Raw genomic sequence first — 12,790 nt, 5'->3', positions numbered from 1 at the left:
ACGCCCGCGCCGACGTAACCCGGTCGTATGGCCGCCGTGTCCACCCAACTCGTAGCGCGGCTCGACCCCGAGGCTCGTTGGGGAGCCGGGGCCTCGGCCTTCTGCGCCCCGCCGGTGGGGCCCCACCTTGCTGATGCCGGCCCCCAAGTGCCGCCCGCTCATGGCTCCGCGACAGTCGAATCGATGGCTCACACGCCCCCCTCGCCGCCCGTGCTTCCCGGATGCACGCCCCCCGGGCTGCCGCCCCGTCGTCGCGCCGCGCCCTTCCGAGCAGCGGGCGGTCGCGTACCGGCCTCCCCCGCGGCACCGGGATGCGCGCTGTTCGCCGGTGTCCGCGGACGGGGAACGTCCGACCCCGACTCCGGGCCTCCGGCCCTCGCCCGGCGACGGCTGGCGGCCGTACGGGCAGGACGTGTACGGCGACGACGTGCAGCCGTGTCCGACAGGGGAGTGGGCGCCGCGGCCTCGTCCGCTACGGGCGTGTCAGCAGCCCTCGGACCATCAACACGCGCGCGCTCCCGGCCCGTGCGTTCCGTGCGCAGGCAGCGGCGGATCGACTCCGGGTCCAGGCCCTCGTTGCAGGCCTGGTGCAGGAGACGGGCGAAGAGGTAGTCGGGGTCCGCGCCCAGTGCCATGGCGAGGGCTTCCCTGGCCTCCAGTCCGTCGCCGGTGGACCAGGCGACCCAGCCGGCCAGGGTGAGGGGAGCCGCGGCGTGCTCGCCGTACGCTCCGACGCAGCGACGGGCCAGTGCCCGCCAGAGGCGGAGGGCAGGGCCGGCCTCATCGCCCTCCATCCACTCGGCCGCACGGTCGCGGGTCGTGCGGTCCTGCAGGCCGAGGACCAGGGTTGCGGCTTCGTCGTGAGCGAGCAGTTCGTCGTCCCGGAGGTCCGCGAGGAGAGTGCCGGACACGGACGCGGCCTCAGCCAGCCGCTTCATGATCCGCGCCGCGAGTTCCAGCGTCTCCTCGGCCACTTCGGCCCGGCTCGCGTCGTCGAGGATCCTGGGGACCAGGGCCATGCCGGCGGTATCCAGGGCAATCTCCTGCTCCAGGGCTGCCGCGGTCTCCCAGGGCAGGAGCCTGGCCCGCAACTCGCGCAGTGTGCCCCGCACCTGGAGTCCGGCGTAGGTGGCCGCGGCGGCCAGCACCGACGTACCGGGAAGGCCCATCTGCACTCCCTCGGCCGGACAGCATCCCTCGTTCTCACAGCAGTACGACCAGAACCGGCCGTCCGAGATGCACAGTGCCTCGATCACCGGCACGTCGAGGAGGCCGCACTCGACGCGCAGCTTCTGGACCAGCGGACGCAGCCGTTCCATGACCTGGCGGCCCGACTCGCCCTTCGCCGGTTCCTGGCACAGGTAGGCGACCATCTGCTCGGGCCGGGCTCCTCGGCGCTCGCTGCCCGTCACCAGTCCATGGGTCAGCTGCCGGGAGGCGGACGCCCAGTCGTCCGCGCTCGTGGGAATGCCGAGCCGGGCCCGGCCGCCGAAGCGGCCACGTCCGTCCCTGTCGTGCAGGGCGACCAGCACGATGCTGTCCTCGGGGCGGTAGCCGAGCAGATACGGCAGGGCGTCGGCCAGTTCGGCCGGGGTACGCAGGGTGACCTGATGGGTGGTGCCGTGCTCTTCGTACGCGGTCGGGTCGAGCGGCTTCTCGCGGCCGGTGGTGCCGCCCCCTCCTGCGGTATCGCCGTTATCAGGGGATCCAGTCGTTTCGCTGTGATTCGTCATGCGCAGACGATCTCGCGGATCACGAAGTTCCGCTTTGGCCTGTGGATAAGTCCGACCAGGAACACGACAACTCGGTGCGCGGAGCGGACTGTTTTCCACAGCACGCCCACATCGCACACAATCCACACGCGCAAAATCGCACGTCAGGAGCCCTTCTCGACCCCGCGACTCGTAAACGCCGACAGGACGCAGCCCTCTCCCGCCCCGCCAGAGTCAACCAGCATGGCCACACCCGCAGATGGGAAGGTCAGCCTGCGGCAGCGAGGACCAACGGAAGAACCCCTTCGCTGCCTGCCTGGCGGAGCAGGCGGGCGGCGACGGCGAGGGTCCAGCCGGAGTCGGTGTAGTCGTCCACGAGCAGGACGGGACCTGGAGAGCGGGCCAGCGCACCAGCCAGGTCCTCGGAGACGGTGAAGGTGCCGGACAGCGTCCTGAGGCGTTGGGCGGAGTTGCTGCGGCGTGCCGCGTGCGCGCCGTCCGGCCCGGTGTGCGTCAGGGTGCCCAGGAAGGGGAGGCGGCCGATGGCCGCGATTCCCTCGGCGAGGGAAGCGACCAGCTGGGGGCGGGCCAGGGACGGTACGGCGACGACGCCTACCGGCCGGGCCGAGGCGTCCGGGGCGTTCGGTGCCCAGCCGCCCGGAGAGCGCGCCCAGTCGGCCAGGACCGTCACCGCGGCCCGCAGGACATCGTCGGGGACCGGCCCGTCGGGCGCGTTCTCCGCCAGCAGGGGGCGCAGCCGGTTGCCCCAGCCGATGTCCGACAGCCGCCCCAGGGCACGCCCGGTGGAGGACTGCTGATTGGCCGGGATACGGCCCTTGAGGTCGATGCCCAGTGCCGGCATCCCCGTCGGCCACATCCGGCGCGGCTCAACTTCCACTCCCGGGCGATCCAGTTCCTTCACCGCCCCCGTCAACGCCTCCGCCGAGACCGAGGAATCGGCCCAAGCTCCCGCGCAGTTGTCACAACGGCCGCACGGGGCCGCCCCCTCGTCATCCAGCTGCCGGCGCAGGAACTCCATCCGGCACTGGGACGTGCTCACGTAATCACGCATGGCCTGCTGCTCGGCCGCCCGCTGCTTGGCCACCCACGCATACCGTTCGGCGTCGTAGACCCAAGACTCACCGGTGGAAATCCAGCCGCCCTTGACCCGCTTGACCGCGCCGTCCACGTCGAGCACCTTGAGCATGGTCTCCAGCCGAGTGCGCCGGAGATCCACCGCCGCCTCCAGGGCCGGCACGGACAGCGGTCGTCCCGCATCGGCGAGAGCGAAGAGGGTCTGGCGGACCTGCGCCTCGGGCGGGAAGGCGGTATCGGCGAAGTAGCGCCAGATGGCCTCATCCTCCTTGCCCGGCAGCAGCAGCACATCGGCGTGCTCGACACCGCGGCCTGCACGCCCCACCTGCTGGTAGTAGGCGATCGGCGAGGACGGCGAGCCGAGATGGACCACGAAGCCCAGGTCCGGCTTGTCGTAGCCCATGCCCAGAGCCGACGTCGCGACCAGCGCCTTGACCCGGTTCTCCTGCAGGTCCACCTCGGCCTGCAGCCGGTCGGCGTTCTCGGTCTTTCCGGTGTACGAGGCCACCTTGAAGCCACGCTGCCGCAGGAAGGCGGTGGCCTCCTCGGCCGCCGCGACCGTGAGCGCGTAGATGATCCCGGAGCCCGGCAACTCGTCCAGGTGCTCGGCAAGCCACGCCAGGCGGTGCGCGGCATCCGGCAGCCGCACCACACCCAGCCGCAGGCTCTCCCGCTCCAGCGGACCGCGCAGCACCAGGGCCTCACCGGCCCCAGTCCCCAGCTGCTCGGCCACATCCGCCGTCACGCGCGCGTTGGCGGTCGCGGTGGTGGCCAGTACCGGCACTCCGACGGGCAGCTCAGTCAGCATCGCCCGCAACCGGCGGTAGTCGGGACGGAAGTCATGCCCCCAGTCGGAGATGCAGTGCGCCTCATCAACCACCAGCAGACCGGTCGTGGCCGCCAGCTTGGGCAGCACCTGCTCCCGAAAATCCACGGAATTGAGGCGCTCCGGACTTACGAGGAGAACGTCAGTCTCGCCACGCTCGACCTCCCCGTAGATGGCGTCCCACTCCTCCGGGTTGGCCGAATTGATCGTGCGCGCCTGAATACCGGCCCGCGCCGCCGACTCGACCTGGTTACGCATCAGCGCCAGCAGCGGCGAAATGATCACCGTGGGACCCGAGCCACGCCGACGCAACAGAGCGGTGGCCACGAAGTACACCGCCGACTTGCCCCACCCGGTCCGCTGCACCACCAGCGCCCGCCGGCGCTCCCCCACCAGAGCCGCCACCGCCTGCCACTGATCCTCCCGCAACCGCGCCGACCCCCCAGGGTCACCGACCAGCTCAGCGAGGATGGCGTCAGCTTCAGCGCGGAACTCCAGATGGTCCATGCCCCCATGCAACCCGATGGCACTGACAATCGGCGAATCGATCCAGCGTGACAAAGAGCCCACAAAGGGTGCACCTGCCACGCACCGACCGAGGACTGCCGGGCGGAGCGCTCCCCCCCACCCAGCCCCCATCAGCACGTTCGCGCAGGTCAGGTCTCCACCTCCGCCTGGAACCTCCTCCCCGTGGTGGACAAGGCGCACCGGATGGCCTGGCTCGTCGGCCACCTCGACGAGCTGCCGGGCTCCGGGATCATCTACACGCTCACCGTGACCGCCACCGAGGAGGTCACCGCCTTCCTGCGGCACCCCGGGCACACGGTGGCCTCCTGCACGGGCAAGACGGAGAACGCCGACCGGCAGCACGCCGAGGTGCTCCTCCTTCCCGGCAAGGAGGACGAGGCGATCTGGCAGTGCTTCGCCTCACCGGCCTTCCCACCGGAGGAGCTGGTGCGCCGCACACTCGACGTCCTCGCCCGCGCGGACCGGCCGATGTCGCTCCCCGCCCTGGAGCCGCTGGTGGAACTGCGCCACTCCCGCCCGGAGACCAGGTTCAAGGTCCTCGACGTGGACGGGGCGGTCAGGCGGGTCAAGGGCGGCTGAATCGGGACCGGGCAGCCATGGTCGTACGACACGGAGCGAGGCCGTCACCCCGTGCGTCGCAGGTTGACGCACGGGGCAGGGATATAAAACGCGCACCACCAGATATCGGTCGGTGACCCCAATTGCTCGTTGCCGCATCCAAGTTCGACAGGAAGAATTGAAGTCCGCTCCCCGCACAGCCCGTCCGTGGTCCGGAAGGGCTCCGCTGCGGTGCGCGCTCCCCCGAATCCGACCTCGCCCGCAGTGTGGGCGCGTAGCCGAAGGGAGGACTGTGACCTTCGGATTCGCTCCGTCCCCCGCGGAACCCATGTCGTCGTCCGCCGGCCTGACTGCCGCGTCCGCCAACCCTCTGACCCGCATGCTCGAACCCGCCGAGTGGGCCGCCGCCGGAATCCCGCTGCTGCGCAATCCGCGGGAGGTCGTCAGCGGACTGCACTCGCGCCATCGGCCGCGTCCCGCGACGGCGATCGTCGCCGTGCTCGACCCGGAGGAACGGCTGCTGGCGAGCGCCTCGTTCATCCGCCGTCAGGCCCCCGCCGACGGCTGGATGTTCCGTAACTCACTGCTCTCCCAGCTGCGCCGGGTCATCCCGCACGACCTGCGGCGCCGCACCCCGGTCCGCACCGCCGTACTGCTCTACTGCCGTGAGGGCGACGCGCGTTGGACGGAGGAGGACGGTGCGTGGATGTGGGGGCTGCGCGATGCCTGCACCCTGCACGGCCTGCGCTGCGGGGCGTACATCACTCTGACCCGTGACGGCTGGCAGGTCCTCGGCGAAGGCCGCGGCGGGCGCCGCCCCAACGTCAACTCGTCACCGGAGCCCTTCGCCACCTCCGAGGCACCGCCCCCGCTGCCGCGCACCGGTGGCGCCGCCTCGGAGGTCCTGCGCCGCGCGGCGGCTCGCTGAGGGCACCGACGAGCACTCCGTCGGCAGGGCGATTCCGCGTGCTGGCCGATGCCTACGAAGGCCAGGGTGATCCGCGTGCCGGGCGGCTGCCCGTAGCGGGCACGGACGACTGACGCGGTGGACAATCCGTTCCGGCCAGACTCGGCCGCGTGCACGCCGAACCGCCGGCTCTCGCAGTACACACGCCGTGACGTCCACCCGCACGGCACAGAGGCGCCGCGAACCGGGCAGGGACGTGCGCACACTGAGCTCCTCGCCCATCCGCGCACGCCGCCCCCCACCGTGCAGGTGTCGCCGCAGCGACGCCTTGCCCTCCCGGACGAACCGGAAACGGCTCAGACGCCCGCGCCCAGCACCGAGTTGATCTGCTGCGGGTCACCGCAGACGATCAGCAGGGCGTCGGCCCGGCCGATGGCCAGGGGCAGAGTCGTGGCGGCAGCGGAGTCGGAACCGCCGTTGACGGCGACCACGACCACGGGGCGCGAGGCGGCACGGCCCGCGACGGCAGCGTCCGCGTAGAACACGTCGTCGCGCGCGTCGTGCTGCGCCCAGTAGGAGGCGTCGCCGAAGGACAGTTCGTGGGCGGCCCACGGATGCTGCTCGCCGGTGGTGATCACCAGCACGTCGCCGGGCGCACGGCCCGACTCCAACAGCAGGTCGACGGCTTCCTCGGCGGCGTCCAGCGCACCCTCGGCCGAGGCCGGGATCAGCTGGATCTGCGGGGCCGCCGACGCCGGAGCGGGGGCGGCTGGAGCGGCCGGACCCGACGGTCCGGGCTTGGCCACGGCCGCGTCACGCGGCGTACGTTGCACCGGCGGCGTGGGCCGTAGGGGCCCGGGGCGGCCGGGGCGCGGCGGAGCCACAGGGCGGGGGCCGGGTACGGGGCGGGGGGTCGGCGCGGTGCGGCCGCTGGCCGGGGTGGCGCGGGGACCCTGGGCACTCTCGTGAATCTGAGGCTCCTCGGGAATGAGAGGCATGAACTGATGTCTATCAAACGCCGGTGCGGCTCGCGTCGGCGGGTGGTACATGAGTGCGATCGGAACCGTCAGAAGTCGAAGCCGAGCTGGCCCTGGATCTCCGGAACGCTTCCTTCCGCCCAGCTGCGGACCTTCTTGAGATGCCGCCACTGAGGCAGCGCATCAAGATACGCCCACGACAACCGGTGATACGGGGTGGGGCCCCGCTCCTCCAGTGCGGCCTTGTGCACGGGTGATGGATACCCGGCGTTGTCCGCAAAACCGAAGTCTGCATGGTCGATACCCAGTTCGGCCATCATTTTGTCGCGCTGAACCTTGGCGATCACCGAAGCCGCCGCGACCGCCACGCACGACTGGTCACCCTTGATGACCGTACGGACCCTCCACGGCGCCCCGAGATAGTCGTGCTTCCCGTCGAGGATCACAGCTTCGGGGCGGACCGGCAGGGCCTCCAGGGCACGCACCGCCGCGAGTCGAAGGGCGGCCGTCATCCCCCGGTCGTCGATCTCCTCCGGAGAGGCGTGGCCGAGGGCGTACGACGTCACCCACTTCAGCAGTTTCTCGGAGAGCTCGTTGCGACGCTTGACGGTGAGCAGCTTGGAGTCGGTGAGGCCTTCGGGGGGCCGACGCAGTCCGGTGATCGCCGCGCAGACGGTGACGGGGCCGGCCCAAGCACCGCGCCCCACCTCGTCGACACCGGCAATGATCTTCGCTCCGGTCGTGGCGCGGAGGGAGCGCTCGACGGTGTGAGTTGGTGGTTCGTACGACATGGCGCCCTTAGCCTACGCCGCCCGGATCACCCGGCGACACCCCCGTTTCCCCAAGCGCCGCAACGGCGGCGACAGCCGTCGGTCATCCGCCGCTCGGCCTGAGCAGCGGTAGCATCAGCCGCTCGATCATTTCCTCGAGGTCCTGATCGCTCCATTCACTTCCGCACATCTTCGATCGGTACATCATCATCGCGGGTATGGCATCGAAGACATAGCTGTCCGCGGCGTCGGACCGCACCTCTCCCCGTTCGATTCCACGGGAGATGACCTCCGCGAGCAGCCTGACGGTGGGCTCCACGACTCCGCCGAAGATGACCCCCCGGAAGCGCTCGGCCTGAGTCTGATCGCATTCGTGAATCACTGAACGCAGCGCGAAGCCGGGGCGCGAGAACATCGCATCACGCGCCTGCCGGCACAACGCCAGCAGATCCTCGCGCACGCTCCCCAGGTCGGGAGCCACGTCGAAGCTGGGCAGTCCGGCCTGCAGCGCGTCCGCGACGAGGTCCTCCTTGGACGGCCAGCGACGGTAGACGGCAGCCTTGCCGGTCTGGGCGCCGGCGGCGACGCCTTCCATCGTGAGGCCGTTCCAGCCGACCGTGCTGAGCTGCTCCAGCGCGGCATCGAGGATCGCACGTTCGAGTACAGCGCCACGCCTGCGGAGGGAGGCCGGACGAGTGGGGGCAGCCGTCCAGCGCGAGGTAACCATCTGAGCATCTCCAGCAAGCAGGGGAAGCGGGGATTCCGGGGACATGGGGGACAGCGCGCGACGACAACGGGGGCTACGCCGCGCGGCAACAAGTTATGTGAACGCTTGCGTTCACTACAGAGGACTCACTACCGTTGACGCGACAGTGAACGCGAGCGTTCACTAACGCACTTGTGGGGAACCCATAGTGACAACCTCTCAGTTGATCAAGGAAGAAAAGCCAGGTGCGGCCCGCCGGGAGGGACATCCCGGCATAGCGCTCACCGTTATCGCGGCCTGCCAACTCATGGTGGTACTCGACGCGACGGTTCCATCGCGTGTTTCACCGTCCCTGTCATCCTCATCGTCACCATCATCGTCCGTGTGAAACAAGCGGGGGTCGACCACGCCCTCGACCAGCATGTCAGGCAGCGGCGGCTCTTTCGATGGTTCGGGCACCGGAACGGCCGGAATCGCCAGAAACCCCGCCAGGGTCTGCACCATGCGCTCCCAGGTGCCGTCCGCCTTCCAGCGGGTCCAGCGGCCCATGAGGGACTTGCCCACTCCATGATTCAGACGGGAAGCGGCCTCGTTCCACGTCTTCGCCGTCCGCGCTTTCCACAGAATCGCTTCGACGGCGTCACGGGCCGGGAGGTCGGTGGACTTCCCCGATCCTCTGCCGGTCTTCGTGACAAGCGGCTGGATGACCACTCATGCCGCATCGGGGACCTCGACGAGAAGATGGTCGTGGTCGATCCGGATGCGTCGCGGACCTCGGCCCGGCCGTCCAGGACGGTGGTCTTACCGGCAGCGACGTCGTCGGGGTGCAGGACGGGGCCGAGTTCGGAGGGAACGGGCGGGTGGTTGAGGAACTCGGCGACGAGTTCCACTTTGCTCTGGATGCCGCTGGCAGGGTCGGTGGTGTTCAGCCGCGTGTAGGTGTGCTCGGAGTTCTGGTGGGCCAGTTCTACCGTGAAGCCCGCGGCTTCATAGGCGCGGCGATGACGCGCTCGGTGGCCGCGGGTATTTCGGCGGTGGCCCGGTTGATCGGGGCGAAGAGGTCGACGTCGTCGCTGATCCGGCTGACGATCTGGTGCGCCTGGACGGCGTAGCCGAAGTCGTCGGCGAGCGCGTCGAGCCCGATGCGGATGAGTCGGCGTGCAGCTCGTCCACTACGCCGCAGCCGCCCTCGGCACAAGCTCGGGAAACCGAGCCGAGGCCGTCCGACAACTACCGTTCGCGCGTCCACCGCGACCGGCTGGCGATCTGAGTTCGCAGGAGAAGGGCGCTGGCGGGCACAGCTCCGTGCACCCACAGTCATGGCGACCGTGAGACCGGTACCTACTGTTCCAGGGACCCACACAGTCGCTGGAAGAAGAGGGGCCCATGCAGTTCGGTATTTTCACGATCGGGGACGTGACGCCCGATCCGACCAATGGCCGTACTCCGTCGGAGCACGAACGCATCAAGGCGATGGTCGCCATTGCGCTGAAGACCGAGGAGGTTGGCCTGGACGTCTTCGCGACCGGCGAGCACCACAACCCGCCCTTCGTACCGTCGTCCCCGACCACGATGCTCGGCTACATCGCCGCCCGTACCAAGAAGCTGATCCTTTCCACCGCCACGACATTGATCACCACCAATGACCCGGTGAAAATCGCAGAGGACTATGCGATGCTCCAGCACCTGGCCGAGGGCCGGGTCGACCTGATGATGGGACGCGGCAACACCGGCCCGGTGTACCCGTGGTTCGGTCAGGACATCCGACAGGGCATCAACCTCGCCAAGGAGAACTACTCCCTGCTGTACCGCCTGTGGCGCGAGGACGTCGTCAACTGGGAGGGCAAGTTCCGTACGCCCCTGCAGGGGTTCACCTCCACGCCCCGCCCGCTCGACGGCGTACCGCCCTTCGTCTGGCACGGCTCCATCCGGTCCCCGGAGATCGCCGAACAGGCGGCCTTCTACGGCGATGGCTTCTTCCACAACAACATTTTCTGGCCGGCCGAGCACACGAGGCGAATGGTCCAGCTGTACCGGCGGCGGTACGCCTACCACGGTCACGGCCGGCCCGAGGAGGCCATCGTCGGTCTCGGCGGGCAGGTGTTCATGCGGAAGAACTCCCAGGACGCGGTGCGGGAGTTCCGCCCCTACTTCGACAACGCGCCCGTCTACGGGCACGGGCCCTCGCTGGAGGAGTTCACCGAGCAGACTCCGCTGACGGTGGGCTCTCCTCAGCAGGTCATCGAGCGGACGCTGTCCTTCCGCGAGACCGTCGGTGACTACCAGCGGCAGTTGTTCCTGATGGACCACGCCGGCCTGCCCCTGAAGACCGTCCTGGAGCAGATCGACATCCTCGGCGAAGAGGTGGTGCCCGTGCTGCGGAAGGAGTTCGCGATCGGCCGCCCGGCCGATGTGCCGGACGCTCCTACGCACGAGTCGCTGCGAGCCGTTCGGGAGGTGTCCGCCGCATGAAGCTCGTCGCCGTGTCCGCGGGTCTGAGCACCCCGTCCTCCACACGCCTGCTCGCCGACCGTCTCGCCGAGTCGGCCCGCGGCGAACTCGCCGCTCACGACCAGGAAGTGGAGACGGAGGTCATCGAGCTGCGGGAACTGGCCGTCGCCGTCGCCAACAACCTCGTGACCGGATTCCCGTCGCCCCAACTGGCCACCGCGATCGACGCGGTGACAGGCGCCCACGGCCTGATCGCCGTGACCCCCGTGTTCACCGCCTCCTACAGCGGGCTGTTCAAGTCCTTCTTCGACCTGATCGACCCGGATGCCCTCACCGGCAAGCCGGTCCTCGTCGCGGCTACCGGAGGCACAGCCCGCCACTCCCTTGTCCTGGAACACGCCCTGCGCCCGCTGTTCGCCTACCTGCACGCCGCCGTCGTCCCCACCGCGGTGTACGCGGCGTCCGAGGACTGGGGATCCGGCGGCGACGAGTACACCGAGGGCCTGCCCGCGCGCATACGGCGGGCAGGCGGTGAGCTTGCCGCCCTCATGGCCGTCCGCGCGGTGGCGCAGGAGCCGGGGGAGGACGACATCACCGCACTCGAACGGCAGCTCTCCGACCTGCGCTTCGACTGAGCCGACCGCGTGCGGGCCACAAAGCGAGCACGTCGTCGCGCAGTATCTCTCAACAGTGATCCGGTCGCGTTCCGGTCCGGGCTCGCCACGGCAGGTTCTGCCCTGCCGACTTCTCGGGCCGGGCTGCCCGGCTCCCACCAAGAAGGTACCCATGTCCCAGTCACCCGAGCTCCGGACCCCACGCCTGCCTGCCACGGGAAAGACCTCGCACGGTTTTCCAGCGTCGCCGACGGGACCACGGTCACCCACGAGGTGGTGGCGCACGTCATTGTCGCGGACGGATCGCCGGTATCACTGCCCGCCGAGCTGCGCTATGACAGGACAGGCCCTTACGCCGTGTGCCTCTGCCTCGTAGCAACGTCGACCGGCACGGTCGACCGGGTGTTCGCCCGCAAGCCTCCTGATGGAGGGATTGAGTCGACCGGCGGGTGTCGGAGACGTCCTGGTGATACCCGGCACCGCTGCCATCGGCACTCGGTGCGCACAGTGGTCAGTCCACTGCAGGGCCGCCCTGGACATCGCGGCTTCGGCGGTCACCCCGCTCTTGGAGCAGACCGACAGGGTCGTGCCACCGGGCACCGAGGCGTTCCACATCAACCTGGACCACGTCGTGGCCGAACTCATGGCGCGTAGCGAGTGACCCGGCCGCCCGCGCTGGGTGGACTTCGACCGGGTGGCAATCTTCCGGGCGTTGATCAACAGCGGGCGGGGATCAAGCGGCATCGCTGGTCATCACGCTCATTTGGCGGCAGGGAACCTATGCTTTGGTGATCGGAGATTCCAGGACCGACCACGTGCATGCCTGCCATTCACTGGGGGACATGCCGTAGGCGTCGCGGAACACCCGGCTGAAATGCGACGGGCTGATGAAACCCAGCCGATGTGCCACAGCGGCCACGGTCAGCCTTTGGTTCGACGTCCGGCCCAGCTCTTGCCGACTGAGGCTGAGCCTCCGCTGCCGCACCCACTGGCCCACCGTCGTGCCTTCGTTCTGGAAGAGCTTGTGCAGGTAACGGACGGAAATATGGTGCGCGAGCGCAATCGATTTGGGTGACAGGTCGGGATCCGTCAGGTGCGCTTCGATGAAATCCGTGATCCGTGTCAGCATCTCGTTGCCGACGTTCGATGCGTCGGAAGTCTCCGGTCCGCTATCCTCTGCGAGGAGTTCCATGACGAGTACATTGACGAGGTCAAGGGCGCTGCAGGTGAGCCGGTCGCCGATCCTCGACCTGCGGAACTGCGCCCCGGCGGCGAGTGTGAACAGGAAAGCCGACACCATCGCGCCCACGCCTTCACCGCCCCGTACGGGCACACCCACGATACGGCGCAGGTCTGACTCCGAAACTCCCAGGTGGTGCCTGGATATGCGGAAGACCGTCATTTTGCAGTCATCGCCGAGGCGCAGGAAATGAAGCCGATCCGGGTCGCAGAAGACCAAGTCGCCCGGCTCCAGGAAAACGTCCGATCCGTGGCGGGGGATCGCAGCAGATCCGCGTATCTGGATTCCCAGATGAAGGAATTCAGAATCTCCCTTCTCGTGGATGTGGCTGGAATCATGGAGCGGATGGAGGGTCAGTATTTGGGCGTTGGTGTTTGAAATAGGAGAGATCGCCGACTCGGCCATG

At 69.1% G+C, this 12,790-nt stretch carries 11 protein-coding genes and 3 pseudogenes; 7 read left to right on the top strand and 7 right to left on the bottom strand.

Annotation, left to right across the window (positions count from 1 at the left end):
• Positions 1 to 188: 188 nt before the first annotated feature.
• Positions 189 to 1,733: a DUF4192 domain-containing protein gene (locus AQJ91_RS29825; RefSeq protein ID WP_067027690.1), complete on the bottom strand. Its 1,545-nt coding sequence runs from the start codon at positions 1,731 to 1,733 to the stop codon at positions 189 to 191.
• A gap of 247 nt (positions 1,734 to 1,980) precedes the next feature.
• Positions 1,981 to 4,140, bottom strand: a complete 2,160-nt coding sequence (locus tag AQJ91_RS29820; protein ID WP_067027688.1) for a RecQ family ATP-dependent DNA helicase — start codon at positions 4,138 to 4,140, stop codon at positions 1,981 to 1,983.
• Positions 4,141 to 4,314: 174 nt separating this feature from the next.
• Between AQJ91_RS29820 and AQJ91_RS29815 the strand changes: the two are divergent.
• Both AQJ91_RS29815 and AQJ91_RS29810 read left to right on the top strand, forming a co-directional pair.
• Positions 4,315 to 4,737 (top strand): annotated as a pseudogene (locus AQJ91_RS29815) (hypothetical protein); the annotation flags it as partial.
• 274 nt (positions 4,738 to 5,011) lie between these two features.
• Positions 5,012 to 5,647: a hypothetical protein gene (locus AQJ91_RS29810; RefSeq protein WP_067027684.1), complete on the top strand. Its 636-nt coding sequence runs from the start codon at positions 5,012 to 5,014 to the stop codon at positions 5,645 to 5,647.
• A gap of 335 nt (positions 5,648 to 5,982) precedes the next feature.
• Here AQJ91_RS29810 and AQJ91_RS29805 read toward each other — a convergent pair whose 3' ends face one another.
• From AQJ91_RS29805 to AQJ91_RS29795, 3 genes are all read right to left on the bottom strand, one after another.
• Positions 5,983 to 6,624: a hypothetical protein gene (locus AQJ91_RS29805; protein ID WP_079085266.1), complete on the bottom strand. Its 642-nt coding sequence runs from the start codon at positions 6,622 to 6,624 to the stop codon at positions 5,983 to 5,985.
• Positions 6,625 to 6,692: 68 nt separating this feature from the next.
• Positions 6,693 to 7,394, bottom strand: coding sequence for a ribonuclease HII (locus tag AQJ91_RS29800; protein ID WP_067027680.1), 702 nt, complete (start codon positions 7,392 to 7,394; stop codon positions 6,693 to 6,695).
• A gap of 82 nt (positions 7,395 to 7,476) precedes the next feature.
• Entirely contained in the window at positions 7,477 to 8,100 is a 624-nt protein-coding gene (locus AQJ91_RS29795; protein ID WP_067027678.1) for a TetR/AcrR family transcriptional regulator, read from the bottom strand.
• A 187-nt stretch (positions 8,101 to 8,287) separates the two neighbouring features.
• Here AQJ91_RS29795 and AQJ91_RS58435 point away from each other — a divergent pair.
• Positions 8,288 to 8,443 (top strand): annotated as a pseudogene (locus AQJ91_RS58435) (MFS transporter); the annotation flags it as partial.
• Positions 8,444 to 8,592: 149 nt separating this feature from the next.
• On the opposite strand, the pseudogene AQJ91_RS56180 reads toward AQJ91_RS58435, so the two are convergent.
• A pseudogene (locus AQJ91_RS56180) lies at positions 8,593 to 8,790 on the bottom strand (hypothetical protein); the annotation flags it as partial.
• 149 nt (positions 8,791 to 8,939) lie between these two features.
• On the opposite strand from AQJ91_RS56180, the gene AQJ91_RS29785 reads away from it, so the two are divergent.
• The 4 genes from AQJ91_RS29785 to AQJ91_RS29770 all read left to right on the top strand — a co-directional run bounded on the left by AQJ91_RS29785 (position 8,940) and on the right by AQJ91_RS29770 (position 11,805).
• The gene (locus tag AQJ91_RS29785; protein ID WP_159054685.1) at positions 8,940 to 9,191 is read left to right on the top strand and encodes a hypothetical protein; all 252 of its coding nucleotides are present in this window, start codon (positions 8,940 to 8,942) and stop codon (positions 9,189 to 9,191) included.
• Between the two features lie 274 nt (positions 9,192 to 9,465).
• Positions 9,466 to 10,551 (top strand): LLM class flavin-dependent oxidoreductase, encoded by a 1,086-nt coding sequence (locus AQJ91_RS29780; protein ID WP_067027671.1) that lies wholly within the window; start codon positions 9,466 to 9,468, stop codon positions 10,549 to 10,551.
• Complete coding sequence (locus AQJ91_RS29775) at positions 10,548 to 11,165, top strand: FMN reductase (RefSeq protein WP_067027669.1); 618 nt, start codon at positions 10,548 to 10,550, stop codon at positions 11,163 to 11,165. Before AQJ91_RS29780 ends, AQJ91_RS29775 begins: the two co-directional genes overlap by 4 nt.
• 412 nt (positions 11,166 to 11,577) lie before the next feature.
• On the top strand, positions 11,578 to 11,805 hold the full coding sequence (locus AQJ91_RS29770; protein ID WP_159054684.1) for an SsgA family sporulation/cell division regulator: 228 nt from the start codon (positions 11,578 to 11,580) through the stop codon (positions 11,803 to 11,805).
• 117 nt (positions 11,806 to 11,922) lie between these two features.
• On the opposite strand, the gene AQJ91_RS29765 is transcribed toward AQJ91_RS29770, so the two are convergent.
• Positions 11,923 to 12,789 (bottom strand): helix-turn-helix transcriptional regulator, encoded by an 867-nt coding sequence (locus AQJ91_RS29765; RefSeq protein ID WP_067027665.1) that lies wholly within the window; start codon positions 12,787 to 12,789, stop codon positions 11,923 to 11,925.
• Between the last annotated feature and the right edge of the window lies 1 nt (position 12,790).

It is taken from the genome of Streptomyces dysideae (assembly GCF_001514305.1).
In the GTDB taxonomy this organism is placed as follows: Bacteria; Actinomycetota; Actinomycetes; order Streptomycetales; family Streptomycetaceae; genus Streptomyces; species Streptomyces dysideae.
Note: the sequence above shows the minus strand (reverse complement) of the source record. Positions and strands in the feature narration are given on the sequence as shown.

What these genes read in the sequence shown, in the direction of transcription:
- AQJ91_RS29825 (WP_067027690.1), bottom strand. Translation starts at nt 1,733, where the DNA reads ATGACGAATCACAGCGAAACGACTGGATCCCCTGATAACGGCGATACC.
- AQJ91_RS29820 (WP_067027688.1), bottom strand. Translation starts at nt 4,140, where the DNA reads ATGGACCATCTGGAGTTCCGCGCTGAAGCTGACGCCATCCTCGCTGAG.
- AQJ91_RS29805 (WP_079085266.1), bottom strand. Translation starts at nt 6,624, where the DNA reads ATGCCTCTCATTCCCGAGGAGCCTCAGATTCACGAGAGTGCCCAGGGT.
- AQJ91_RS29800 (WP_067027680.1), bottom strand. Translation starts at nt 7,394, where the DNA reads ATGTCGTACGAACCACCAACTCACACCGTCGAGCGCTCCCTCCGCGCC.
- AQJ91_RS29795 (WP_067027678.1), bottom strand. Translation starts at nt 8,100, where the DNA reads ATGGTTACCTCGCGCTGGACGGCTGCCCCCACTCGTCCGGCCTCCCTC.
- AQJ91_RS29780 (WP_067027671.1), top strand. Translation starts at nt 9,466, where the DNA reads ATGCAGTTCGGTATTTTCACGATCGGGGACGTGACGCCCGATCCGACC.
- AQJ91_RS29775 (WP_067027669.1), top strand. Translation starts at nt 10,548, where the DNA reads ATGAAGCTCGTCGCCGTGTCCGCGGGTCTGAGCACCCCGTCCTCCACA.
- AQJ91_RS29765 (WP_067027665.1), bottom strand. Translation starts at nt 12,789, where the DNA reads ATGGCCGAGTCGGCGATCTCTCCTATTTCAAACACCAACGCCCAAATA.